This is a genomic window from Arthrobacter sp. 210 2, assembly GCF_059093025.1.
The window spans coordinates 232,024-253,953 of sequence record NZ_JBNHIE010000003.1 but is presented as its reverse complement, the minus strand read 5'-3'; the positions used below and the strand labels follow the sequence as shown (position 1 = coordinate 253,953).

Genomic DNA, 21,930 nt, shown 5'->3' with positions numbered 1-21,930 from the left:
GGGTCCGCGGCCGCGGGGATAGCATCCGAAGATGAAGCCAGAGGAAATACCAGCACGTGACCAGTTCGGCCGGCTGCTGGAGGACCGCGGGGTCTGGCGGCAGGCCACCACCCTGGAAGCCGCCGGCGAGCTGACCGCGCGGTGGCTGGAGGGTGGCAGCTCCTACCAGCCGGGTCACCTGGCGGCGGGCTTCGACGAGGAAACGCGTCCCATCGCCGGAGCTTTGGCAGAGCTGAACCGGAACGGCCTTTTCACCAAGGAATCCCAGCCCGGCCTGCTCACGGCTTCAGCGGCCCAGCGGCAGTATGTCACGGGATTCTGCGGTCCCTCCCTGGCCGGCGAATTGCTGGCACTCAGCACCCGGACGGAACTGGTCACCGTGGCCCACGCCCCCGGTGAGGCCAGCAGCGCGGCCATTCCTGTGACGTTGGCCGGAACGGAAGTAACCACCGTGCTGGGGTCCAGCGAGAACCCCGTGGACGACGACCAGATCAGTGACTGGGCCGACGAGACAAATGACGCCCTGGCACTCCTGCTGGCCGATTCCTGGTACGTGGAAATCCTGGACCCGGTATGGGGACGCAATGACGTGCTGCTGCCGGCAGTCCTCGGGGCACTGACGGGCCAGGGGTAGCGCGGCTGGCTGTCAGCCCGCCGCTACACCCGCGCCTTAGCGGAAACATGCGAAAGGCGGGGCAGCACCAGCTGCCCCGCCTTTGTTTCACGTAAATCTACAGCTCTACCGTGCCGCTTTCGCCGACGCTCATCCTGCTGTGCGTGACCTTGGACTTCACCCACTGCAGCACCGTGGCTGCGGTGCCGCCCGGGCTGGTCCAGTACTCCGCCGAGTCCGAGTCGACGCGGAGCAGGCACACCTCCGGGGTGTCCGGCCCGTCCGGGAACCAAGCCTCCACCGCCTGGTTCCACAGCTCGTGGATCTTGGCGCGGTCCGTTACAACCTCGGCCCGGCCTGCCACTGAAACCCACTCGGTGTTCTTGCCCAAGGCGACGTTGACGCGGGAGTCGGCCCGGACATGCGCAACCTGGGACGTGCCGAGCCCGGTGAAGAACCACATGTCGCCGTCGTCCTTTACTTCCTGGACGGCCAGCGGACGGCTGACGAGTGCACCCTCTTCGTTGATGGTGGTCAACATTCCGATCTTGGAATCATTGATGATTTCCGTAACCTTGCTGATGCTCTGGGCGTCAGTCATGCCTCACCTCTTTCGTCTGGGGTCGGGGACGTTCCCCATCGGCCAGCCTATTAGTAAGCATGCTTATTTACCAGCCGGCGGGAACAGTTACTTTCGCTTCTTCGGCGACCCGGGCGGCGGTGCGAAGGCCCATCCGGATGGCGCCGTCCACGTGCTGGTAGCCCTCCGCCGCCAGGTCGGAGGAGGACCAGTAGATCGGTCCGACCGGGGCGTGCTGGTCCTTGCCATAGCGGTGCAGTCCGCCCAGGTCGTAGCTGGAGGCATAGGCGCCGCGGGTCCATTCCTCCGAGCCCCAGTCGGACTCGTAGTAGACCTCCGGCGTCAGCGCCTCTTGGCCCAGGAAGCCGGCGATGGAGTTGAGGACGGCCTTCTTGCGGTCTTCGGCACTGAGCTCGAACACGGCGTCGGCCTTTTCATCGGAGATGAAGCCCACCAGGGTGCCGCGGGTATCGCCATAGTTGGTGTTGTCGTACACCTCCTGCACCAGGGCGTCGGCACCGAAGCCGGTGCCTGAGAGCCCGGCGTCACGCCAGAACGGCCTGCTGTAGACGGCGTGGACCTTGATGACCAGCCCCAGGGACTGGTGCTGATGCATCTGGTGCTGGCGGCGCGGCAGCGGCGGGTTGAAGGAGACTCGTGAGTACAGGTTGGGCGGCACGGCCATGATCACGAACCGGGCATTGACGGTGGCCTGCTCTGATTCGACGGTGACGCGGTGGCCGCCGTCCGCGTCCGGTCCCCAGTTGATGGTGCGCACCGGGGTATTGAGGACGACGTCGTCGCCGAGTTCCTGCGCCAGCAGCAGGGAAACCTGCTGCATGCCGCCCACCACGCGCCGGTCCAGGATGAAGTCCTCGTCCGTGAGGTGGGTGAAGGAACCGGCCGAGGCTGCCATCAGGACAGCCTGCAGTGCGGAGAAGGCGTGCGCGGGCTTGGTAAGCATGCCGCCGGCGATGAACAGGCCGATGTTCTTGCAGGCCTCCTCGTTGGCGGAGTTCTGCCGCAGCCAGTGATGGAAGGAAATGGTGTCCAGCTCGCGCGCCTTGGGATGCGCCCAGGGTTCGGTGGCACCGATCTCCGCCGCGAGCCCGTCCAGCAGTGCCACCAGCCTGTCCATTTCGACGGCGGTGGCGGGGTCCACCGGGAAGGTGTCGCCGGTGTAGCGAACGGGAATGCCGTCCGAGCCGATGTAGACGGACTCGCCCTGGCGGTACCGGGGGTAGGTCTTGAGGCCCAGCTCGTCCAGGAGCTCCAGGAGTACGGTCTGGTCCGGCGAGACCCATTGGCCGCCGATCTCCAGCATGGCGCCGTCCACGGTGTCCGTCCAGGTGCGGCCGCCCACGCGGTCACGGGCCTCGAGCACGGCGACGGTAAGGCCGGCCTTTTTCAGTTCACGTGCCGCGGTCAATCCGGACGGCCCGGCTCCAACGACCACAACGTCGCGGTTCAGGTTCAGCATGATGTCCTTTCTGCGGCCCGTCAGGTGACCGGGACCACTAAATGAATGCCATTCATTTATTAGAACTATAGCGGCTCTTGGCAGGGACCGGAAGTGCCCGGGTGGAATAATGCTGGAGACCACCAAAGAAAGGGCGGGAATGCCGGCAGTATCAGCCGCACAGGGGCGCGCCACCGGGACCGCCGCCGCGAATGGGTCCGGCAATGCCGAGACACGGCGGCGGCGCGCCGGCAGGCCCTCGGCCGCCGTTCTGGACAAAACCGGTATCACCGCCGCCGCATTGGAGCTCGTCAGCCGGAAAGGCTACGACGGGCTGACCATGGCCGCCCTGGCGAAACAGCTGGACGTCGCCCCTTCGGCCCTGTACAACCACGTGGCATCCAAGCGGGACGTGCTGCTCCTGGTGGAGGACCACCTTATGTCCCTGGTGGACGTCTCCGGGTTCGGCGCTTCGGAGTGGGAGGAGGCCGTGCGGACCTGGGCGTGGAGCTACCGGAATGTGTTCGCCGAGCATACGCCGCTGATTCCGGTGATTGCCGTGCTACCCGTGACGGACGCGCCGCAGACCCTGGCGATGTACGAAGCCATCAGCAAGGGCTTCCTCGACGCCGGTTTTCCAGAGTCGCGGATTGTGTCATCGATCGTGGCGTTGGAGTCCTTCATCTTCGGCTCCGCGTACGACGTCACCGCGCCTGAGGACATCTTCGAGCCCGGCACCATGGCTGAATCAACCCCGCACTTCACCGCCGCCGTGCGCAGCCTGGGCGGGCCGCCGTCGTCGGAACGTCCGGCGGACACGGCGTTCAGCCTGGGACTGGAGGCGCTGATTTCCGGTCTGGGGGCCCTGCGGGGCTGAAGCCTTTCTTACCCGGCCGGCGGACGGGGTGCGGCATCCCGCTCGCTGATGGTGCCGGCGTCGGCGTCGCTGCCGGCGCTATCGTCACCGGCGGCCTTGTCGTTGGCATTCTCCGCGGCTGCCTGGGCATAGGTGGCTGAAACACGCCGGTACACCGGGGTCAGGAAGGCGAGCAGCGCGGCGGCAATCATGATGATCCCGGCGATCAGGAACACCAGCGCGATGCCGCGGGAAACGCCTTCACCCAGCAGCGGGGCAAGTTGCGCAGATCCCTCCTCCGACCGCGCGTACGGAATGATCCAGAACTGGGCGATCGGTGCGATGAGGAACGCGGTGATCGGCGCCGCGGCAGACTCGAAGGCCATGGCGAAACCGAACACACGGCCCTGCCGGTTCAGCGGCACCACCTGCTGGATGACCGTTTGCTCGGCCGCCTCCACCACCGGGATCAGGATCAGGTACAGCCAGATGCCGGCGATGTAGAGCCACGCCCACTCCCGGATGGTGAACACCGCGCCGAGGAACCCCATTGCCACCACGGCGAGCAGCAGGCTGCGGAGCGGGTTGGCGCCAAGTCCGAACTTGCCGATGAGCGCACCGCCGATAATGAACCCGGTGGACCCCAACGCGAAGACGGCGCCCCACACCTCCACGGGAAACATTTCGAGACCGTACGGATCCATCAACGCCATGTAGACGCCGCCGATGAAGTTGTTGAACGTGGAGAACAGAATCAGCGCGAACAGTCCGGTGATGGCCATGACGGCTGCGATGGACCCGCGCAGGTCAAACGCACCGTGGGCGTCGGTGGCGGCAACGCGTACTTCCTCCGGCATCCGCAGGGTCAGCAGGTGCGCGAAGGCCAGCACAGTGAGGACGACGGCGACGACCACCGTCCAGCCCATGCCCAGCAGCCCCACCGACAGGCCGGAGAGCACCGAGGTGACGATAAACGCGAGCCCCTGCACCATGCCCACCATGCCGTTGGCGTTGGCCCGGCGGTCCGGTTCGATGAGGATGGTGACCGTGGTGGAGAGGGCGACGTTGCGCATGTTCTCCACCACCGCGCCCACCAGGATGATCATGGTGAAAATCCAGAACCACGGCTGCGTCAGGTCCAGCAGCCGGGGCGTGGGCGTCAGCAGGAACATCACGCCGGACAGCACGAACATCACCAGGGTGAAGCCCGCGGCGAAGCGCATCACGGCCAGTTTCCGGTAGCGGTCCACGAAGGTGCCGAAGCTGATGCTGGAAAGGGCAATCAGGAGCATGTACGCGCCGCCGATTACCCCGGTGGCAATGACGTTGCGGGTCTCCAGGTACACCCAGAACGTCAGGGCGAACCACAGGTAGCTGGTGGTGATGTTGGCCAGCGCGGTGTTCACCAGGATTCCCGTGAAGGTGCGGGACCGCTGTTCCGGGCTCCGCAGGGACGTGTCGACGGCGGCAGGATCGGTTGGGCGGTCTTCCCCACCCTGGCTGAATGGTGCCGCCGCTTCCTCCGAAAGGTTCGCGCCGCCGTCGTGAGCTTCAGCGGCCCCGGACGGAGCCGGTTCGTGCCCGGTCATGCGTCCCAGTGTAGTTATCGCCGGCGTCCGGGGACATGGTTATTCCGGCAATTAGGGGTAAGGGCCCTGGAAACACTTGTAATACAAGTTAGTAACTTATATCCTAAGGGTGTGGGCGAAGGAGCCCAGCCCCGCCTTTAGGAGAATCCATGAGCACCGTTGACCTGATCCGGCACGTCAAGCTGTCCACCGCCCGCCTTCCCCTCGCTGTTCCCATCAGTGACGCCAAGGTCTTCACCGGCCGGCAGAAACCCATGACCGAGGTGGTCTTCCTCTTCGCCGAGATCACCACCGAACTGGGACACACCGGCGTCGGCTTCAGCTACTCCAAGCGCGCCGGCGGTCCCGCCCAATACGCCCACGCCAAGGAAGTGGCCGAGGGCATCATCGGCGAGGACCCCAACGACATCGCCAAGATCTACACCAAGCTGCTCTGGGCAGGCGCTTCGGTGGGCCGCTCCGGCGTCGCCACCCAGGCGCTGGCCGCCATTGACATAGCCCTTTACGATCTCAAGGCCAAGCGTGCAGGCCTGTCGCTTGCCAAGTTCCTCGGCTCCTACCGCGACTCCGTCCAGACCTACAACACCTCCGGCGGCTTCCTCAATGCCACGCTCGACGAGGTCAAGGCCCGCGCCACCCAGTCCATTGAAGAAGGCATCGGCGGCATCAAGATCAAGGTGGGCCTCCCGGACAGCAAGGAGGACCTCCGCCGCGTTGCTGGGATCCGCGAGCACATCGGCTGGGACGTCCCGCTGATGGTGGACGCCAACCAGCAATGGGACCGCGCCACCGCCCTCCGCATGGGCCGGCAGCTCGAGGAGTTCAACCTCATCTGGATCGAGGAACCCCTGGACGCCTACGACTTCGAAGGCCACGCCCACCTGGCCCAGGTCCTGGACACACCCATCGCCACCGGCGAAATGCTCGCCTCCGTGGCTGAGCACAAGGGCCTCATCACCGCGAACGGCTGCGACATCATCCAGCCGGACGCCCCGCGCGTCGGCGGCATTACCCAGTTCCTGCGCCTCGCCGCCCTCGCGGACGAACGCGGCCTGGGCCTGGCCCCGCACTTCGCCATGGAAATCCACCTCCACCTCGCCGCCGCCTATCCGCGCGAGCCGTGGGTGGAGCACTTCGACTGGCTTGACCCGCTGTTCAACGAGCGCCTCGAAACCAAGAACGGCCGGATGATCGTCCCGGACCGCCCCGGCCTCGGCGTCACCCTCAGCGACCAGGCCCGCGCCTGGACAACCGAGTCCGTGGAGTTCGGCGCGTAACCTTGAAGCCATGAGCCGGAACCTCACCGCGGACCTCGCCGCCGACCTTCGAAACCGCATTGTTGACGGCGTGATCCAGCCAGGCGAGAAGCTTCCGAGCGAAAACACGCTGATCAGTGATTTCGGCGTCAGCCGCACCGTTGTCCGCGCAGCCCTTACCCGGCTCCAGGCCGAAGGGCTCGTGGAAACGGAGCGGGGACGCGGCAGCTTTGCCCTTACTCCGCCCTCCGATGGGCCCTCGGCAGCGCCGGGGGCCCGTCCGGTGGCCACCACCGAGGACCGGCTGCACATGCTGGAATTCCGGATGGGAGTGGAAACGGAAGCCGCCGCGCTGGCTGCCCGCAACCACTCCGAGCGCCAACTGCGGGCGGTGACCTCGGCGCTCGAGGAGTTCACGGCCAGCGCCGGACATCCGGCCCACGCCATGAAGTCAGACTTCGAATTCCACCGGGCCGTGGCCGCGGCATCGGGCAACCCCTTTTACTCGGACTGCCTCGCCGCGCTCGGCCAGACCATGATCGCCATGCCCCGCACGCGGCTGATGACCGACGTCGAGCATTACGCCCGGGACCACTTCGACCAGGTGGTGCAGGAACACCGCTCCATCGCCGAGGCCATTGCCGACGGCGATGAAGCAGCAGCCGCGGCCGCCATGCGCAGCCACCTGGCCAACTCCCGACGCCGGTTCAAGGCTTCCGCGCGCCCGTAGCCGCTGCAGCGGAAGCCTCCCCTGCCGAAACCTAAGCCTGTTCGCAAATCCGGACCATCAAGGGCCGGATCTGCGAACGAGCTTAGGTCCGGCACCCCTGGAGAATGCAAAAGAGCCCCGGTCCTAAGACCGGGGCTCTTTCATTTGCGTGCGCGAGGGGGGATTTGAACCCCCACACCCTTTCGGATACTGGCACCTGAAGCCAGCGCGTCTGCCGTTCCGCCACTCGCGCGCAACTTCTTTCGCCCGACAACGGCCGGTTTCCCGAATCCGCAGTCTTGCAAAAGCAGCGAGATCAAGCATAACGGACTGATGCGGAAAAACACCAATCGGGCTCCGGAAGGACCCGGGAAGCCCCGTTCAACGCAACGAAAAGAGGCCCCTTCGTGCCGCGGCAACCGGTGCCAACCCAGGGCCGGCCGTCCATGAAAACTGAACTTTTCCCGGCGCCCGGCCGTTGTGGATTAAGGTCATTCACAGGCCTGCCCAGTAGTATCGGATGTAGAGGTGGCTGCTGCAGGCAGGCGCACTGTTGAGTTGTGAACTGCACGGCAAGTGGGGTTCCGGTACGCAAACGGCCCCGCACGCGGGGGGAAAGGAGAAGAACCATGGGACTGCTGGACAAAGTTGAACGCGGCATTGAAAAGGCTGTCCGGGGCGTCTTCTCCACCGGCTCGAAGGCCCAGGTTGAACCCGTGGAGATCGCCAGCCGGCTCCGCCGCGAAGTGGACCACAAATCCCTCACGGTAGCGGCTGGACGGACACTGGTCCCGAACGTCTTTGACGTCCGGCTCAGTGACGACGACTTCCGCCGGGCCCAGGAATGGGGCACTCCGCTTGCAGAAGAACTGTGCGATGTTGTCATCAACCACGTGCGCAGCCAGGGCTACACCCTGCAGGGCTCGGTGCGGATCTCATTCCGCCGCGATGCGGAACTGCGCGCCGGGGACTTTGAAATTGCCTCCTCGACCGAAAAATCGACAGGCGCCCCCGGCAATCCACCGGCCCGCCCCAACCTTCCGGCCGCCCCCAGCCGCCAGCCCGTCAGGCTGCAGCCCGTGCTGGACATCGACGGGCAGCGTTACTCACTGAACGCCCCGTCCATCGTGCTGGGCAGGTCCTCGGAGGCCGACATCCACGTCGAAGACACCGGGGTTTCACGCCGGCACCTGGAAATCCGCACCGCAAACGGCGTCACGAGCGCCGTGGACATGGGCTCCACCAATGGAAGCTACGTCAACGGGCAAAAGGTTTCCGGAAGTACTGAACTTACTGACGGATCCACCATCACAATGGGACGGACAAAGATTATCTTCCGCCTGCTTCCTGCCAGCCCTGGTGGCAACGCATGAGCGACCTGACCATCACCGCGCTGCGGTTTGGCTTCCTGCTGCTCCTCTGGGTTCTGATCTTCAGCATCGTTTCGGCGATGCGCCGCGACCTCATGGTGGGCCGCAAGGCTGCTGCCGGGGCACCCACTGCGCGCCAGGTCCGCAAGAATCCGGAGCTCGCCGAGGCCCCGCCGCAGCCCGTCAAGCAGCAGGCCCGGCAACTCGTGGTGGTCGAGGGTCCGTTAAAGGGAACCACCCTTCCGCTGGCTGCCAGCCCCATCCTGCTGGGACGGGCGCAGGAAGCCACGCTGGTACTCGAGGACGACTACGCCTCCGGCCGTCACGCCAGGCTGTTCCCGCAGGGCAGCCGCTGGTTCATCGAAGACCTGGGCTCCACCAACGGAACCTACCTGGCGGACCAGCAACTTACCCGTGCGCTGCCCGTCGAGCCAGGCGTACCTGTGAGAATCGGCAAGACGGTCATTGAATTGAGGCCATAGCCGTGGCCGTCCCCGAGAACCCCGCTAACGGGCAGAAGCCCGCGGAGCGGCCCCTCATCATGCGGTTCGCCGCCCGGTCCGACGTCGGCCGGATCCGTTCCAAAAACGATGACTCGGCCTATGCCGGGCGCCACCTGGCCGTGGTGGCTGACGGCATGGGCGGCCATGCGGGCGGTGACGTCGCCTCCGCTGCCACCGTCCTGGACATGATCCACCTGGACCGCGATGACTACGACGGCGACGCCGGGACCATCCTCGCCGACGAGATCCAGACGGCGAACTCCCTGCTCTCGGAACTCGTGCACATCAACCCCAAGCTGGCGGGCATGGGCACCACGGTCACCGCCCTCCTGCTGGCCGAGGGAAAACTGCACTTCGCCCACATCGGCGACTCCCGGGCGTACCGCCTCCGGGACGGCGAGTTCGAGCAGGTCAGCGTTGACCACACCTTTGTGCAGCGGCTCATTGACGAAGGCAGGCTCAAGCCCGAGGAAGCGGAAACCCACCCGCACAAGAATGTCCTGATGCGCGTGCTCGGCGATGTTGATGCCAGCCCCGAGCTGGATCTGGACACCCTGGACGTGAAGCCGGGCGACCGCTGGCTGCTCTGCTCCGACGGCCTCAACTACGTCGCCGGCCATGCCGTGGAGCGCACCGTCAAGGAAACCAAGGACCTCCGGGAGTGCGTGGAAACCCTCGTTGACCTCACCCTTGAAGCGGGATCCCCGGACAACGTCACCGTCGTGATGGTGGAGATCGTGGAGGAAACGCCCGACGACGTCAGCACGGCCGCCGTCGACGTCATCCCTTCCGTCGGCGCCGCCAAGCCCGCTGCCGCGGCTGAGGCTCCCGGCGCACCGGCCGGGAACCAGTCCGAGGACGACGGCGAGCCCGATGCAGACAGCGCAGCGGAGCCGGCCTCGGAAAGGTCAGGGTCCAGCGTTGTGGAGCCGGCTTCCACCGACCCCCACCTGGGTGAACATCTGACCGCAGAGGTCCTCCGGGAAGAATTGTCCTCGCGTCCCCATGAACTTGTGGGGGCTGCGGCCTCGGCGGCCGAGACCGGCTCCATCCCCACCATCGGCGGACGCACCGTCGCTCGACGGGCGGCCACCCTCCTCACCCACAAGGCAGAACCGGCACAGGGCGACGAGGACGAAACCCTCGTCCCGCTGAAGCCCCGCCGGTGGATTACTTGGTCCATTGCCGGCCTGGTCCTCCTGGTTCTTGGTGTCGGACTGTGGCTGGGCTATGCCTGGACCCAGACCCGCTACTACGTGGGAGAGTTCGATTCGCGCGTAGCCATCTACAACGGCGTGTCCCAGCGGCTCGGGCCCATCCAGTTGTCCCGCCTTGAAACTGTCACGGAACTCCCGATGAGTTCCCTGCCTCCGTTCTCCCAGCAGCGGGTCCGCCAGACCGTTCCGGCCAATGACCTTTATGACGCCCAGCGGATCGTAAAGAACCTGGAGCTCACCGGCACCACGTCGCCGGAGGAGGGGTGCCCCACGGCGTCGGCTTCCGCCCCCGCCACGCAATCCGCTCCCGCCCCAACACCGACGGATCCGGCGGCCAGCCCCGCTGCCGAGGCATCTGCCTCTACTCCGGCAAGCCCGTCCCCCTCAGCCACTCCCACTGTTACCTGCGAGGTGGGCCAATGAGCCAGCTCAGCACTACTCCCAAACCACGCCGCAATGTGGAGCTTGCACTGCTCCTGCTGGCCCTCACCATCGGCATCGGCGCGAACATGCTGGTGGGCGTGGACCAGGAGAAGGCCTTTGACTCCGATTTCTGGTTCCAATCCAGCCTCCTGGCCGTAGCCGCGCTGGTCTTCCACGGCGTCCTTCGCTTCCGCGCTAAATATGCTGACCCGGTAATACTTCCGCTGGTGGTCGCCCTGAACGGTATTGGCCTGGCCATGATCCACCGGCTGGACGCGCCGGGCGACGACACCGGAAACAACCAGCTGCGCTGGACCCTGATTGCGATGGCCGTGGCCATCGCCGTGATCTGGTTCCTTAAAGACCACCGGATCCTGCGCCGGTTCACCTTCATCTCCCTTGCGGCCAGTGCACTCCTGCTCGTCCTGCCGCTGGTTCCGGGCATCAGCGCCGGCGAGATCCTGGGTGCCCGGGTGTGGATCAGGCTTGGCCCCATGACGTTCCAGCCCGGTGAAGTCGCCAAGATCACCCTGGCCATATTCTTTGCCGGGTATCTTTCCTCCAACCGGGACCTCATCCTGCTGGCGGGCCGGAAGATCGGGCCCCTGCAGTTCCCTCGCTTCAAGGACATGGGCCCCATGATCACGGCGTGGCTGGTCAGCATCGGCGTGCTCATCTTCCAGCGCGACCTGGGCTCCTCCATCCTGTTCTTCGGCCTGTTCATCGTGATGATCTACGTGGCCACCAGCCGGATCAGCTGGGTAGTCATCGGCCTGGCCCTCATCGCGGGCGGCGGGTTCGTGGCAGCCCAGGTGTTCTCGCACGTGCAGCTGCGCATCGACGGCTGGCTCAACGCCTTTACACCGGAGGTCTACGACCGCTTTCCCGGCGGAAGCCGGCAGATCATTCAGGGGCTTTTCGGTATGGCCAACGGCGGCCTGGTGGGCACCGGTCTGGGCCAGGGGCGCCCCGACCTGGTTCCCTTCGCCAACAGCGACATGATCATTGCCTCCCTGGGCGAGGAGCTGGGGCTGATTGGCCTCTTCGCCGTCGTCCTGATGTACCTCCTGCTGTTCACGCGCGGCTTCCGCGCTGCGCTGGGCACCCGGGACGCGTTCGGGAAACTCCTGGCGTGCGGCCTGTCCTTCGCGGTGGCGCTGCAGTGCTTTGTGGTGATCGGCGGTGTGACCCGCCTGATCCCCCTGACGGGCCTGACCACGCCGTTCCTGGCGGCGGGCGGTTCTTCCCTGCTGGCCAACTGGATCATTGTTGGCCTGCTGCTGATGATTTCGCATACAGCCCGCGGCCCTGTGGACACCACTCCCTTGCCTGCTGGCAAAGGTTCTGAAGCAACCGGCATTGATACTCCTACCGAGGCGGTGAAGCACCTGTGAACCAGGCAATACGGCATTCATGGGTGGCGGCCATCGCCATGTTTGCCCTCATCTTCGGGGCCATCAGCTACGTCCAGGTGATCGGCGCCGACGAACTCAAGGCGAACCCCTGGAACCAGCGCGCTGTCCTGCAAAGCTTCTGCAACGACCGCGGCGCCATCATCGTGGGTGGATCACCCGTGGCAGAGTCCGTGGAGACCGGTTCGGAGACCTGCGCCTTCCAGCGCACGTATCCGCAGCCGGAACTGTATGCGGGCATCACCGGTTACTTCTCGCAGAATTTTGGTGCCACCGCCCTGGAACAATCGATTGGAAGCGAGCTGGCCGGCGAGTCCGACCAGCTGTTCCTGGACCGGGTGGGGCAGCTGTTCCTCGGCAACCAGCCCAAGGGTGCGTCCGTGGAACTCACCATCGACCCCGAAATCCAGCAGCTCGCCTACAGCCTGATCCCGGACGGGCAGCGCGGATCCATTGTGGTCACCAACCCCAAGACCGGCGCCATCCTGGCCATGGTGTCCAAGCCCTCCTACAATCCGAACCTGGTGGCCACCCAGGACCTCACCGCGGCTGACGCCAGCATGGATGAACTGATCAAGGTTCCCGGAATCAACCTGAACCCGAACGTCAGCGGACCCACCGGTGAACAGCTCGCCCCCGGATCCGTGTTCAAGCTGGTGGACACCGCAGCGGCCCTTGCATCCGGCAAGTACAACAAGGACAGCGTGCTGCCCAACCCTGCGGAACTCCCGTTCGAAGGCATCCAGTACCGCCTGCCCAACTATGCGGGCGGAAACTGCTATACCCGGGACACGGCCAGCTTCGCTTTCGCGCTCCAGCAGTCCTGCAACACCCCCTTCGCAAGCATTGCCCTGGACCTGGGACGGGACGCCATCGCCGAACAGGCGGAGAAGTTTGGTTTCGGCCAGGACATGGGCGACCAGCTGAAGCTGGACTATGCCAGAGGCAACACCTTCCCCGACGACCTCGACGGCCCCGGGCTGGCGCAGTCCGTCATCGGCCAGAAGGACGTCCGTGCCACGCCCCTGCAGGTGGCCATGATGACTGCCGCGATCGCGAACGACGGCGTCCAGATGCAGCCCACCCTCATCAAGACCCTGCGGTCTCCGGACCTGCGGGTGATTGACGAACCGCAGCCGAAGTCGCTGCGGACCTCCACCACCCCGGACATCGCCAACCAGATCACGGAATGGATGGTGAGTGCGGTCAGCGAAGGCATCGCGAACCGGGCCGCCGTTCCCGGTGTCCAGGTGGCGGGAAAGACCGGAACCGCCGAACTGGGCAACGGGAGCAACAACTCCTGGTTTACCGGATTTGCCCCCGCAAACAACCCGCAGGTGGGTGTCACGATCGTCATGGAGGGCGTAGACATCACCACCGGCGCACAGCTGACCAGTCCGAACGCGAAGAGAATTTTTGAGGCGGTGTTGAATAAGTGAGGCCTACAACCGGAATCACCCTCGGCGGCAGATTCCAGCTGACCACGCGGATCGCGATCGGCGGCATGGGGGAAGTCTGGAAGGCGAAAGACCTCGTCCTGGGCCGCATCGTCGCCATCAAGGTGCTGAAGGAGGAATACACGGGTGATCCCGGGTTCCTTCAGCGTTTCCGTGCGGAGGCCCGCCATACAGCACTCCTGAACCATGTGGGCATCGCCAATGTCTTTGACTACGGCGAGGAAGAAGGCTCGGCCTACCTGGTCATGGAACTCGTTCCGGGCCAGCCGCTGAGCAGCATCATCGAACACGAGCAGGTGCTGTCCCCGGACCGGACCCTGTCCATCATCGCGCAGACCGCCCGTGCCCTGTCCGTGGCGCACGCCCAGGGCCTCGTGCACCGCGACATCAAGCCGGGCAACCTGCTGATCACGCCCGAAGGGCGAGTCAAAGTCACGGACTTCGGCATTGCCCGCCTTGCCGACCAGGTGCCCCTCACCCAGACGGGCCAGGTCATGGGCACCGCCCAGTACCTCGCTCCCGAGCAGGCAACGGGCCAGACCGCCACGGGATCCTCGGACATCTACTCCCTGGGCGTCATTGGCTATGAATGCCTCAGCGGGCACCGCCCCTTTTCTGGGGAATCGCAGATCGCCATCGCCCTGGCCCAGGTCAACGATGCTCCGCCGCCGCTGCCGGAAACCCTGCCCACGCCGGTACGTGCCCTCCTGATGTCCATGCTGGCCAAGGATCCCAAGGACCGGCCGGCCAACGCCATCAAGCTGGCCGAAGCCGCCGAAGCCATCCGCAACGGCGACGTCAGCGCCGCGCGCGCCGCCGTCCCCGGCATGCTGCTTTTTGACGCCCCGGATACGGGCCCCATTACTGCCCCTGTGGATACAGCCACGGCACCGACCGGAATCATCGGCGCCTCACGGGATTCATCACCAACTCCCACGTCTGCCTTGCCGGTGCTTGGTGCCGGCGCGGCCGGTGCAGCTGCCGGGGTGGCAGCCGGCGCTGCCGGTGCCTCGGCGGTTGATCCGGAGGGCCCCCAGAGCCAGCTGGCCCGCGCGAATGCCTTGGCCGCTGAGCGTACGTGGGTTCCGGAAGAAACAACGTACGACGACGAGCCCGCCGATGAGCCTGAACGTCGCGGCCGCAGCCCGTGGACTTGGCCGCTGATCGCGCTGATCCTGCTGGTGCTGTTCGCCCTGGTGGGGTTTTTCCTGAACCAGCAGGGAGTCCTCTTCCCCTCCAATAACGCCACGTCCAGCGCGCCGTCCAGCAGCCCGCCCGCCACGAGCGCAACCCCCACCAGCGCAACACCAACTCCCACTCCAACCCAAACGCGGAATACGCCGACGCCCACGCAGGAGCCCACGCCGGAGACTGTCAACGTGATACCTGCTGCTTACCTGGGCAAGGATTACCGCCAGGTCCAGTCGGAGCTGTCAAACCTGGGGCTTGCCGTGACGGTGGAGCCGCTGCAAACCAGCGAGGCCGCACCGGGAAGGGTAGTGGGACTAAACCCGACTGGACCCTTGCCCGTGGGATCGCCCATCACCGTGACCTACGCCGTGGCACCGCCACCAGCCACGACCAGCAGCGCTCCAGTTCCGGTCCAGACTGCGTCGCCCACCACCGCCCAATCTGCTCCTTCGCCCCGGCTGACCCTGCCCACGTGTGCCCCCGGCGAGACCCCGGGAACGCCGCCCACCTGCACGCCATAACCGCCAGGACGATCAGTGAACGAGTCACCGCGCACACCGTTGCACCGTGAGGACAGCCTCCCGGTGGATAACCAGCGTGTCCTGAGCGGCCGCTACGAACTGGGTGGCCTGATTGGCCGTGGCGGCATGGCGGACGTGTACCGCGGTGTGGACACCCGGTTGGGGAGGACCGTCGCCATCAAGCTGCTGCGGCCGGACCTGGCACGGGATCCCCAGTTCCAGGCGCGGTTCAAGCGCGAGGCCCAGGCTGTTGCCGCCCTGAACCACTCGTCCATCGTCGCCATCTATGACACCGGTGAACACCTGGTTCCCGACGGGTCGGCGGAAAACGTCCGGGTGCCCTACATCGTGATGGAGTTCGTCGAGGGCAAGACCATCCGCGACCTCATCCGGTCGAACGACGTCACCATTGACCGGGCCATCGACTACTGCCTCGGGGTCCTCGGTGCGCTGGAATACAGCCATAAGGCGGGCATCGTCCACCGGGACATCAAACCGGCCAATGTCATGTACTGCGAGGGTACCGATTCCGTGAAGGTGATGGATTTCGGCATCGCCCGCGCCATCGCCGATTCCTCAGCCACCATGACCCAGACACAGGCAGTGGTGGGCACCGCACAGTATCTCTCGCCGGAGCAGGCGAGGGGCGAGACCGTGGACGCCCGGAGCGACCTGTACTCGGCCGCCTGCCTGCTCTACGAAATGCTGACGTCCCGGCCCCCGTTCATCGGCGACAGCCCGGTATCCGTTGCGTACCAGCACGTCCGCGAAATCCCCGCGCCTGCCAGCAGCTTGAATCCGGAAGTAACGCCGGCACTGGACACCGTGCTGGCCAAGGCCCTGCAGAAAAACCGGGATGACAGGTTCCAGGACGCTGCCGCCTTCCGGCGTGCCCTGCGCGCCGCACGGTCCGGCGTTCCGGTGCCTGCCGTGGCCGCCTCCGAGGCTCCCACCGACCCGAACGACCATGTACCGGCGGCCGCTCCGGCGACCCAGGCTTTTGCGGCCACAGGAGCCAGCTTCCTGGACGATGCGCCCACTGGCCGGCTGGCCGTCACGGCATACGAGCCCGACGGCGGACCGGCCGTTGGGATGGAGGATCCCCGGGACGCCGAACCGCTGCCCCTGGGCCTTGTTCCGGAACGTGAGCCGACCGCCCGCCAGAAGTCACGCCGTCGTGCGTGGATCGCCACCCTGGTGGTTCTTACCCTGCTGGTCCTGGCCGGAGGCGGGCTGTGGCTGTACAACACGGTAAACCGGCCCGAACCGGCACCGCCCAAGGTGCAGATTCCGGTGGTGGCCACCTTGACCGAATCGGCGGCACTGCAGGAACTCTACAACGCGGACCTGAAGCCGCGGATTGTCCGCAGCCAGAACGACACCGTCCCCAAGGGCCAGGCCATCGGCACCGACCCGGCATCCGGTGTTTCCCTGGATCCCGGCGCCGAAGTGGTCCTGAATATCTCCGAGGGGCCCAGTGCGGTCAAGATCCCGGAGAGCCTCCCGGGCAAGACAGAAGCGGCAGCGCGCGATATTTTGCGGCAAAGCGGCCTGGTGGGGGCGCCGTCCACCACGACAGCCAACAGCGCCTCTGTACCTGCCGGAATCGTCATCACCACCAGTCCTGCCCCCGGGCAGATGGTGGGAGTGGGAACCAGTGTTGAACTGGTGGTGTCCACCGGCAAGGTGGCTGTCCCCGAACTGCGCGGGCGTACCCGTGAGGAGGCCGAGGCTGCCCTCAAGGAGCTGAGCCTGGTTCCCGCCGTCATCGAGGCGGAGAATGCCCAGGTGGAGCCGGGAAGGGTGATGGAGCAGAGCGACCCAGTCAACGCCGCCGTGGAGCAGGGCAAGACCGTGACCATCGTGGTGGCCAAGGCGCCGCCTCCGCCGCCGTCGCCCTCCCCGACACCAACCCCCACGCCCACGCCCACGCCCTCACCCACGTCGTCCCGGAGGGGATGAGCCGGAGCGGGGCGCCCGGGGGCGTGCCAGGGTCAGTGCTGTCAGGCCGGTGCTGTCAGGTTGGGGCTGTCAGTTCAGTGCTGGATGAGCGGGCTCAGTTTGGCTGCCCGCGCGGCTGCGCCCGCCATGCCCAGCGACTCCAGCCAGTTGCCCAGCATCTGGTAGCCGCCCTCGGTCAGGACCGATTCCGGGTGGAACTGCACCCCGCAGAGGGGGGCGGTGCGGTGCTGGAGGCCCATGATGACGCCGGAGGCCGTTTCAGCGGTGACCTCAAGGACATCGGGAATGGACTCCCGGACAGCGGCAAGCGAGTGGTAGCGCGTGGCCGTGACGGGGGAGGGGAGCCCGGCGAAAACGCTGGTTCCGATGTGTTCAACGAGTGACGTCTTGCCGTGCATGAGCTCGGGGGCGTGTGTCACCTTGCCGCCGAATGCCTCCGCCAGCGCCTGGTGCCCCAGGCAGACGCCAAACATCGGGACGCTGTTTTCACCGCACCACTTGATCAGCTCAATGCAGACGCCGGCCTCGGCCGGGTTGCCGGGGCCGGGCGAGATCAGGACGCCGTCGCGGGTGCTGGCCAGCTCGATGGCCTCGGCCAGGGTGACGTCGTCGTTGCGGACCACGGTGGTCTCGGCGCCGAGTTCCTGGAGGTAGCCCACCAGGGTGTAGACGAAGCTGTCGTAGTTATCCACCACGAGGATCTTGGTTGTGGTCATGGCTGGCTTGCTGCACCAATCGTTGAGTCAGTGAACTGGGTGTACTCGGACATCCACGGAAAAAGGAACTGCACCATCAATACCAGTGCGACGGCGATGAGTACCAGTGAGGTGACGATCCTGAGCCACAGCGGCCCGGGAAGGTGGCGGAAGATCCAGCCGTACATGCTCAGCCCTTTCCGATCGCTGCGGCCACCTGGGCTGCGATTTCCGCCGGCGGCCCGGCCGATGCGGGGCGCCAGCTGTCCAGCAGGGCGTAGGCAATGATGCGTTCTTCCGCACCGAAGCGCGGGTTGCAGCTGGTCATGGTCAGGAAGCTTTCGGTGGGGGTGACGCCCGGAAGGGTCGGCACGGGTTCCAGGACGTCGGTGCGGGAGGGCATCACGATCTGGTTGTTGCGGAACACATAGACGTAGTAGCCGTCCTTGGTCTGGACGTAGATCTTGTCGCCGGGGACCAGGGTGTGGATATTATCCAGCACGGCACCGTGCGTCTGCCGGTGCCCTGCGACCGCGAAGTTGCCCACGGCGCCCGGCATGGCGGTGTTGGCGTAGTGGCCCAGGCCCAGGGTGTCCAGGACATCCCCGGTGGTTCCCTGCACGATGGGCCGGGTGTAGTTGGCGCCGAACCGGGGGATGTACATGATGCCGATCGTCCCTGCGTGGCCGGGGGCGGCCGCCACTACGGGCGCCCCGAAATCCTCGACGGCCGGCGGAGCGGCAGCATCAGGGGTTTCGGGGGCTGCGCCGCCGAAGTCCTGGGCGAATTCCTTGATGACTTCACTCTGTTTGGCGTCGGATTCCACGTTGGTCCACCACAGCTGCCAGGCGACGAACAGCAGGAGGATGATGCCGGCGGTAATCAGCAGCTCACCGAGCACCTGGATGGTTCCGCGCAGAATTCCGCCGCCGGCAGCTGGCGCAGCGGCCGGCCTCACCTTCTCCTGCAATACCACGCGTTCTCCTCGGGGCGGTTCCGGTGGGCACCGGCGGCCCGTGAACTCCGGCTAGAATTGGCTGCTAGTAAGAATCCAGATTTGACCAAGATCGCGCAGACCGCTGGCAATTTCCTTCTTGCAGGATATCAAGCCCGGGACGCCGAGCTTGCCTCAGCCCGCCAAGGAGAGCCAGTGCCCGAGTCAAAGCCGCGCAAGAAGACTGCCAGCACAGCCGAGAAGGCTTCCCCCCAGGCATACAAACCAAATCCGGTGTGGTTCAAGCCCGTGATGTTTGGCTTGATGATTATTGGCCTGTTCTGGATCATCACGTTCTACATCAGCGAGGGACGTTTTCCCGTCCAGGCGTGGGAATCATGGAACATCGTGGCCGGCTTTGGCATCGCCATCGTGGGCTTCCTGATGACCACGCGCTGGCGCTCCTAGACTTTTCCACACCACCCACGGGCCCATTCCGCCGGGAGATACGTATGGCAGCTGACACGTCAGGCGTGGTGGTGGGCGACGACGGCCTGGCCCGGCCGGCCTGGGCATCAGTGGATCCGCTGATGCGGGACTACTACGACCATGAATGGGGCCTTCCGGTCACGGACGAACGTGGCCTGTACGAACGTATTTGCCTGGAAGGCTTCCAGTCGGGGCTTTCCTGGGCCACCATCCTGCGGAAGCGTCCGGCTTTCCGTGCCGCCTTCGCGGACTTTAATCCCGATGCCGTGGCGTTGTTTACCGACGCTGACGTGGAACGCCTCCTGCAGGACCCCGGCATCGTGCGGAACAGACTGAAGATCCTGGCCGCCATCAGGAACGCCCGGGCCACTCTCGCCCTGCGGCAAGAGGGCGGCCTGGTGGACTTCGTCTGGAAATTCCAGCCTGCAGAGACTCCACAGCCGGTGGTACACACCGATATCCCCACCCAGTCCGAGGAGTCCGTAGCGCTCTCCAAAGCCCTCCGCAAAAAGGGCTTCTCCTTCGTTGGGCCAACTACCATGTTCGCCTTGATGGAAGCCATTGGAATGGTGGACACACACCTCGTGGACAGCCACCGGAGGGGTTCATCAGGGGTATGGACCGTCTCTACCGGCTAGCGGGTTCTCCCCAGCTGTTGGGAAAGTTATCCACAGTGTTGAAAACCTGCGGATAACCATGGGCAGCCCGGGCCGAGGGCCAGAACTGGGGCCAACTTCCGAATCACGCCCCCGAAATGCAGTTATTAACAGTGTGGAATACCTGTGGATAAACAATCGCGGGCGCGGAGAGCCGCTCCAGGTCAGCGCTCCCGGCGCACAGGATGGTGGCTGGTGATGGAGATGCGGTTGAAGGCGTTCATGCTGGCAGCCGCCCAGCTCACTACCGAGAATTCCTCTTCGGTCAGATAGTCACGGGCAAAACCCTCCTCCTGCTCACGCCGCCGCTCGGAGGGGAGTTCGGTGATGCTTTCGACCAGGGCCAGTGCGGCGCGTTCCTTCTCCGTGAACAGTGCCGTGTCCCGCCACGCCGGAAGCACGGCCAGCCGCTGGGAAGTTTCACCCGCCTTCAGCGCGTCCCTCACGTGGAGGTCCAGGCAGTAGGCGCAGCCGTTGATCTGGGAAATCCGCACGTTGAGGAGTTCCAGGGTCTTCGCGTCGATGCCGGCGTCCTGCGCAGCTTCCTTGATTTTGAGTGCCAGCCCGTTAATGGCCCGCCAGAGCGCAGGATGCTGCTTGTCGAGGAAGATGTGCTTGGTGGTGGCGGTCAAGGTTTCCTCCTGGAAGCCGGCGGCAGGATAAGACCATCAGAAGCTTATCCACTTACCAACATCCCGATACCCACAAGTTATCCACAACTGTGGAAACAGCTGGGGGAAAATTCGGCGTCCGAGGCCTGCACGTTGCCATCCGCCGGGATTCTCCAAGCGGAATGACATGGGCGGAACTTATTAACAGTGTGCATAAGGCTGTTGATTCACACCCTCTCGCGGCACGGCGGGCACGGAAAAGCCACAGCTAAGCGCGACTTTTCCACAGTTCGGCGCAGCAGGGGCATTTTGTCCACTTAAGCACATGCCTATCCCCAAGAGTTATCCACAGGTGTGGAGAAATACAGGCGCCAAACGGGGAAAACCCCGGCAACGCGGCGCGAAAGTTGCTGGTTCTTATGAATCACAGGCGTGTAAGTTACCAACACTGTGGATAACGGCTGTGGAAAACAAAAACCCCCGGCGCCGTGAGCGCCGGGGGTTTTGTGATGGAAACTGTCCAGGTGGGGGTTCGCGGGTATTACATGGAGACGCGGGCCCATACCGCCACTGCGAGCAGGACCAGTACCGCCACCAGGCCTGCGGCCTGGATCAGCCCCTGGCGGCGTCCGCGGGGTGTGTAGGCGAGCACCGCCGCACAGAGCCCGCCCGTGATGAGGCCTCCCAGATGCGCCTGCCACGCGATTTGGGGGATGAGGAAGCCGATGACGCCGTTTATCGCGATCAACACCCACAGCTGGCGGGTGTCGCCGCCCCGGTGCCGCTGGACCAGCAGCATGGCGCCGAAGAGCCCGAAGATGGCGCCGGAAGCACCCACCACACCATAAAGCGGAAGGCCCGGCTGGTACAGGGGAGTGAGCAGGAGATAGCCCACAGAGCCGCCGATCGCGGAAATCAGGTAGAGCGCCAGGAACCGGGCCCGCCCCAGCAGCGGTTCAAGGGCCTGGCCAAACGCCCAGAGCATGTACATGTTCAGCGCGATGTGAAGGATGAACCCCTGGGAGTGCAGGAATGCGGCCGTGAGCATCCGCCATGGCTCAAACTGCCCGTAACGCGGCTCGGCATAGATGTTCGCAAAGCCCAGGCTCTGGTAGACGGCGTCGTTGGGGATCAGCCACTGCAGGACGTACAGCACCGCGCAGACGGCGATGATCCCAAACGTCACCATAGGTTTGCCGGTGGCAACGGCGCCGCCGTAGACGGTCCGTACTTCCGGCGTCGTACGCCTTGTTTCGTTGACGCAGTCAACGCATTGGAATCCGACGGCGGCCGCCCGCTGGCAGTCGGGGCACGCGGGGCGCCCGCACCGCTGGCATCGCACATACGAAGGCCGGTCCGGGTGCCGGGGGCACACCGGGACCTGGGCGGACGGCTCAGCCGACGGAATTCCGTAACTCATGGTGCGG

The 21,930-nt window shown here is 65.3% G+C and carries 21 protein-coding genes and 1 tRNA gene; 13 read left to right on the top strand and 9 right to left on the bottom strand.

The window, feature by feature from the left end; all coding sequences use genetic code 11:
• Positions 1–31 precede the first annotated feature (31 nt).
• A complete protein-coding gene (locus AC5RWA_RS08460) occupies positions 32–634 on the top strand; it encodes a DUF6919 domain-containing protein (RefSeq protein ID WP_079597972.1) in 603 nt (200 codons plus the stop codon).
• Between the two features lie 97 nt (positions 635–731).
• Here AC5RWA_RS08460 and AC5RWA_RS08455 read toward each other — a convergent pair whose 3' ends face one another.
• Both AC5RWA_RS08455 and AC5RWA_RS08450 read right to left on the bottom strand, forming a co-directional pair.
• Positions 732–1,214, bottom strand: coding sequence for a pyridoxamine 5'-phosphate oxidase family protein (locus tag AC5RWA_RS08455; RefSeq protein WP_494057239.1), 483 nt, complete (start codon positions 1,212–1,214; stop codon positions 732–734).
• Between the two features lie 67 nt (positions 1,215–1,281).
• Complete coding sequence (locus AC5RWA_RS08450) at positions 1,282–2,673, bottom strand: flavin monoamine oxidase family protein (RefSeq protein WP_494057238.1); 1,392 nt, start codon at positions 2,671–2,673, stop codon at positions 1,282–1,284.
• A 139-nt stretch (positions 2,674–2,812) separates the two neighbouring features.
• On the opposite strand from AC5RWA_RS08450, the gene AC5RWA_RS08445 reads away from it, so the two are divergent.
• A complete protein-coding gene (locus AC5RWA_RS08445) occupies positions 2,813–3,529 on the top strand; it encodes a TetR/AcrR family transcriptional regulator (RefSeq protein ID WP_494057237.1) in 717 nt (238 codons plus the stop codon).
• Between the two features lie 8 nt (positions 3,530–3,537).
• Here AC5RWA_RS08445 and AC5RWA_RS08440 read toward each other — a convergent pair whose 3' ends face one another.
• On the bottom strand, positions 3,538–5,097 hold the full coding sequence (locus AC5RWA_RS08440) for an MFS transporter (protein ID WP_494057236.1): 1,560 nt from the start codon (positions 5,095–5,097) through the stop codon (positions 3,538–3,540).
• Between the two features lie 149 nt (positions 5,098–5,246).
• Here AC5RWA_RS08440 and AC5RWA_RS08435 point away from each other — a divergent pair, with 149 nt between their 5' ends.
• Positions 5,247–6,374, top strand: coding sequence for an L-talarate/galactarate dehydratase (locus AC5RWA_RS08435; RefSeq protein WP_494057235.1), 1,128 nt, complete (start codon positions 5,247–5,249; stop codon positions 6,372–6,374).
• Positions 6,375–6,384: 10 nt separating this feature from the next.
• The gene (locus AC5RWA_RS08430) at positions 6,385–7,083 is read left to right on the top strand and encodes a FadR/GntR family transcriptional regulator (protein WP_494057234.1); all 699 of its coding nucleotides are present in this window, start codon (positions 6,385–6,387) and stop codon (positions 7,081–7,083) included.
• Between the two features lie 149 nt (positions 7,084–7,232).
• On the opposite strand, the gene AC5RWA_RS08425 is transcribed toward AC5RWA_RS08430, so the two are convergent.
• Positions 7,233–7,315 (bottom strand) — tRNA-Leu (locus AC5RWA_RS08425).
• Positions 7,316–7,691: 376 nt separating this feature from the next.
• Here AC5RWA_RS08425 and AC5RWA_RS08420 point away from each other — a divergent pair.
• From AC5RWA_RS08420 to pknB, 7 genes are read left to right on the top strand one after another with little or no spacing between them, the layout of a single operon-like run.
• Entirely contained in the window at positions 7,692–8,435 is a 744-nt protein-coding gene (locus AC5RWA_RS08420; RefSeq protein WP_079597966.1) for an FHA domain-containing protein, read from the top strand.
• The gene (locus AC5RWA_RS08415; protein ID WP_079597965.1) at positions 8,432–8,914 is read left to right on the top strand and encodes an FHA domain-containing protein FhaB/FipA; all 483 of its coding nucleotides are present in this window, start codon (positions 8,432–8,434) and stop codon (positions 8,912–8,914) included. The genes AC5RWA_RS08420 and AC5RWA_RS08415 overlap by 4 nt, the downstream gene beginning before the upstream one ends.
• Positions 8,915–8,916: 2 nt before the next feature.
• On the top strand, positions 8,917–10,575 hold the full coding sequence (locus AC5RWA_RS08410) for a PP2C family protein-serine/threonine phosphatase (RefSeq protein WP_494057233.1): 1,659 nt from the start codon (positions 8,917–8,919) through the stop codon (positions 10,573–10,575).
• Entirely contained in the window at positions 10,572–11,969 is a 1,398-nt protein-coding gene (locus AC5RWA_RS08405; protein ID WP_476244361.1) for an FtsW/RodA/SpoVE family cell cycle protein, read from the top strand. The genes AC5RWA_RS08410 and AC5RWA_RS08405 overlap by 4 nt, the downstream gene beginning before the upstream one ends.
• Positions 11,966–13,426: a peptidoglycan D,D-transpeptidase FtsI family protein gene (locus AC5RWA_RS08400; protein ID WP_275725740.1), complete on the top strand. Its 1,461-nt coding sequence runs from the start codon at positions 11,966–11,968 to the stop codon at positions 13,424–13,426. The genes AC5RWA_RS08405 and AC5RWA_RS08400 overlap by 4 nt, the downstream gene beginning before the upstream one ends.
• Positions 13,423–15,156 (top strand): protein kinase domain-containing protein, encoded by a 1,734-nt coding sequence (locus AC5RWA_RS08395; RefSeq protein ID WP_494057232.1) that lies wholly within the window; start codon positions 13,423–13,425, stop codon positions 15,154–15,156. Before AC5RWA_RS08400 ends, AC5RWA_RS08395 begins: the two co-directional genes overlap by 4 nt.
• Positions 15,157–15,171: 15 nt before the next feature.
• The gene (gene pknB, locus AC5RWA_RS08390) at positions 15,172–17,118 is read left to right on the top strand and encodes a Stk1 family PASTA domain-containing Ser/Thr kinase (RefSeq protein ID WP_494057231.1); all 1,947 of its coding nucleotides are present in this window, start codon (positions 15,172–15,174) and stop codon (positions 17,116–17,118) included.
• Between the two features lie 74 nt (positions 17,119–17,192).
• Here the strand turns inward: pknB and AC5RWA_RS08385 are convergent, their stop codons facing one another.
• Genes AC5RWA_RS08385 through AC5RWA_RS08375 form a run of 3 tightly spaced genes read right to left on the bottom strand, consistent with a single transcriptional unit; the run spans position 17,193 to position 18,789 of the window.
• The gene (locus AC5RWA_RS08385; protein WP_079597959.1) at positions 17,193–17,834 is read right to left on the bottom strand and encodes an aminodeoxychorismate/anthranilate synthase component II; all 642 of its coding nucleotides are present in this window, start codon (positions 17,832–17,834) and stop codon (positions 17,193–17,195) included.
• Positions 17,831–18,001, bottom strand: a complete 171-nt coding sequence (locus tag AC5RWA_RS08380) for a hypothetical protein (RefSeq protein WP_165976935.1) — start codon at positions 17,999–18,001, stop codon at positions 17,831–17,833. The genes AC5RWA_RS08385 and AC5RWA_RS08380 overlap by 4 nt, the downstream gene beginning before the upstream one ends.
• A gap of 2 nt (positions 18,002–18,003) precedes the next feature.
• Positions 18,004–18,789: a class E sortase gene (locus AC5RWA_RS08375; protein WP_494057230.1), complete on the bottom strand. Its 786-nt coding sequence runs from the start codon at positions 18,787–18,789 to the stop codon at positions 18,004–18,006.
• 174 nt (positions 18,790–18,963) lie between these two features.
• Here AC5RWA_RS08375 and AC5RWA_RS08370 point away from each other — a divergent pair, with 174 nt between their 5' ends.
• Both AC5RWA_RS08370 and AC5RWA_RS08365 read left to right on the top strand, forming a co-directional pair.
• Positions 18,964–19,215 carry a cell division protein CrgA gene (locus AC5RWA_RS08370; RefSeq protein ID WP_079597957.1) on the top strand — a complete coding sequence of 84 codons (252 nt, stop codon included), beginning with the start codon at positions 18,964–18,966 and terminating at the stop codon, positions 19,213–19,215.
• Positions 19,216–19,259: 44 nt separating this feature from the next.
• The gene (locus AC5RWA_RS08365) at positions 19,260–19,874 is read left to right on the top strand and encodes a DNA-3-methyladenine glycosylase I (protein ID WP_115526021.1); all 615 of its coding nucleotides are present in this window, start codon (positions 19,260–19,262) and stop codon (positions 19,872–19,874) included.
• Between the two features lie 182 nt (positions 19,875–20,056).
• Here AC5RWA_RS08365 and AC5RWA_RS08360 read toward each other — a convergent pair whose 3' ends face one another.
• Both AC5RWA_RS08360 and AC5RWA_RS08355 read right to left on the bottom strand, forming a co-directional pair.
• Entirely contained in the window at positions 20,057–20,524 is a 468-nt protein-coding gene (locus AC5RWA_RS08360) for a carboxymuconolactone decarboxylase family protein (RefSeq protein ID WP_494057229.1), read from the bottom strand.
• Between the two features lie 520 nt (positions 20,525–21,044).
• On the bottom strand, positions 21,045–21,923 hold the full coding sequence (locus AC5RWA_RS08355) for a rhomboid family intramembrane serine protease (protein ID WP_115526022.1): 879 nt from the start codon (positions 21,921–21,923) through the stop codon (positions 21,045–21,047).
• Positions 21,924–21,930: the final 7 nt, after the last annotated feature.

What these genes read in the sequence shown, in the direction of transcription:
- AC5RWA_RS08435 (WP_494057235.1), top strand. Translation starts at nt 5,247, where the DNA reads ATGAGCACCGTTGACCTGATCCGGCACGTCAAGCTGTCCACCGCCCGC.
- AC5RWA_RS08355 (WP_115526022.1), bottom strand. Translation starts at nt 21,923, where the DNA reads ATGAGTTACGGAATTCCGTCGGCTGAGCCGTCCGCCCAGGTCCCGGTG.
- AC5RWA_RS08450 (WP_494057238.1), bottom strand. Translation starts at nt 2,673, where the DNA reads ATGCTGAACCTGAACCGCGACGTTGTGGTCGTTGGAGCCGGGCCGTCC.
- AC5RWA_RS08380 (WP_165976935.1), bottom strand. Translation starts at nt 18,001, where the DNA reads ATGTACGGCTGGATCTTCCGCCACCTTCCCGGGCCGCTGTGGCTCAGG.
- AC5RWA_RS08385 (WP_079597959.1), bottom strand. Translation starts at nt 17,834, where the DNA reads ATGACCACAACCAAGATCCTCGTGGTGGATAACTACGACAGCTTCGTC.
- AC5RWA_RS08365 (WP_115526021.1), top strand. Translation starts at nt 19,260, where the DNA reads ATGGCAGCTGACACGTCAGGCGTGGTGGTGGGCGACGACGGCCTGGCC.
- AC5RWA_RS08430 (WP_494057234.1), top strand. Translation starts at nt 6,385, where the DNA reads ATGAGCCGGAACCTCACCGCGGACCTCGCCGCCGACCTTCGAAACCGC.
- AC5RWA_RS08440 (WP_494057236.1), bottom strand. Translation starts at nt 5,097, where the DNA reads ATGACCGGGCACGAACCGGCTCCGTCCGGGGCCGCTGAAGCTCACGAC.
- AC5RWA_RS08420 (WP_079597966.1), top strand. Translation starts at nt 7,692, where the DNA reads ATGGGACTGCTGGACAAAGTTGAACGCGGCATTGAAAAGGCTGTCCGG.
- AC5RWA_RS08415 (WP_079597965.1), top strand. Translation starts at nt 8,432, where the DNA reads ATGAGCGACCTGACCATCACCGCGCTGCGGTTTGGCTTCCTGCTGCTC.
- AC5RWA_RS08455 (WP_494057239.1), bottom strand. Translation starts at nt 1,214, where the DNA reads ATGACTGACGCCCAGAGCATCAGCAAGGTTACGGAAATCATCAATGAT.
- AC5RWA_RS08445 (WP_494057237.1), top strand. Translation starts at nt 2,813, where the DNA reads ATGCCGGCAGTATCAGCCGCACAGGGGCGCGCCACCGGGACCGCCGCC.
- AC5RWA_RS08460 (WP_079597972.1), top strand. Translation starts at nt 32, where the DNA reads ATGAAGCCAGAGGAAATACCAGCACGTGACCAGTTCGGCCGGCTGCTG.
- AC5RWA_RS08405 (WP_476244361.1), top strand. Translation starts at nt 10,572, where the DNA reads ATGAGCCAGCTCAGCACTACTCCCAAACCACGCCGCAATGTGGAGCTT.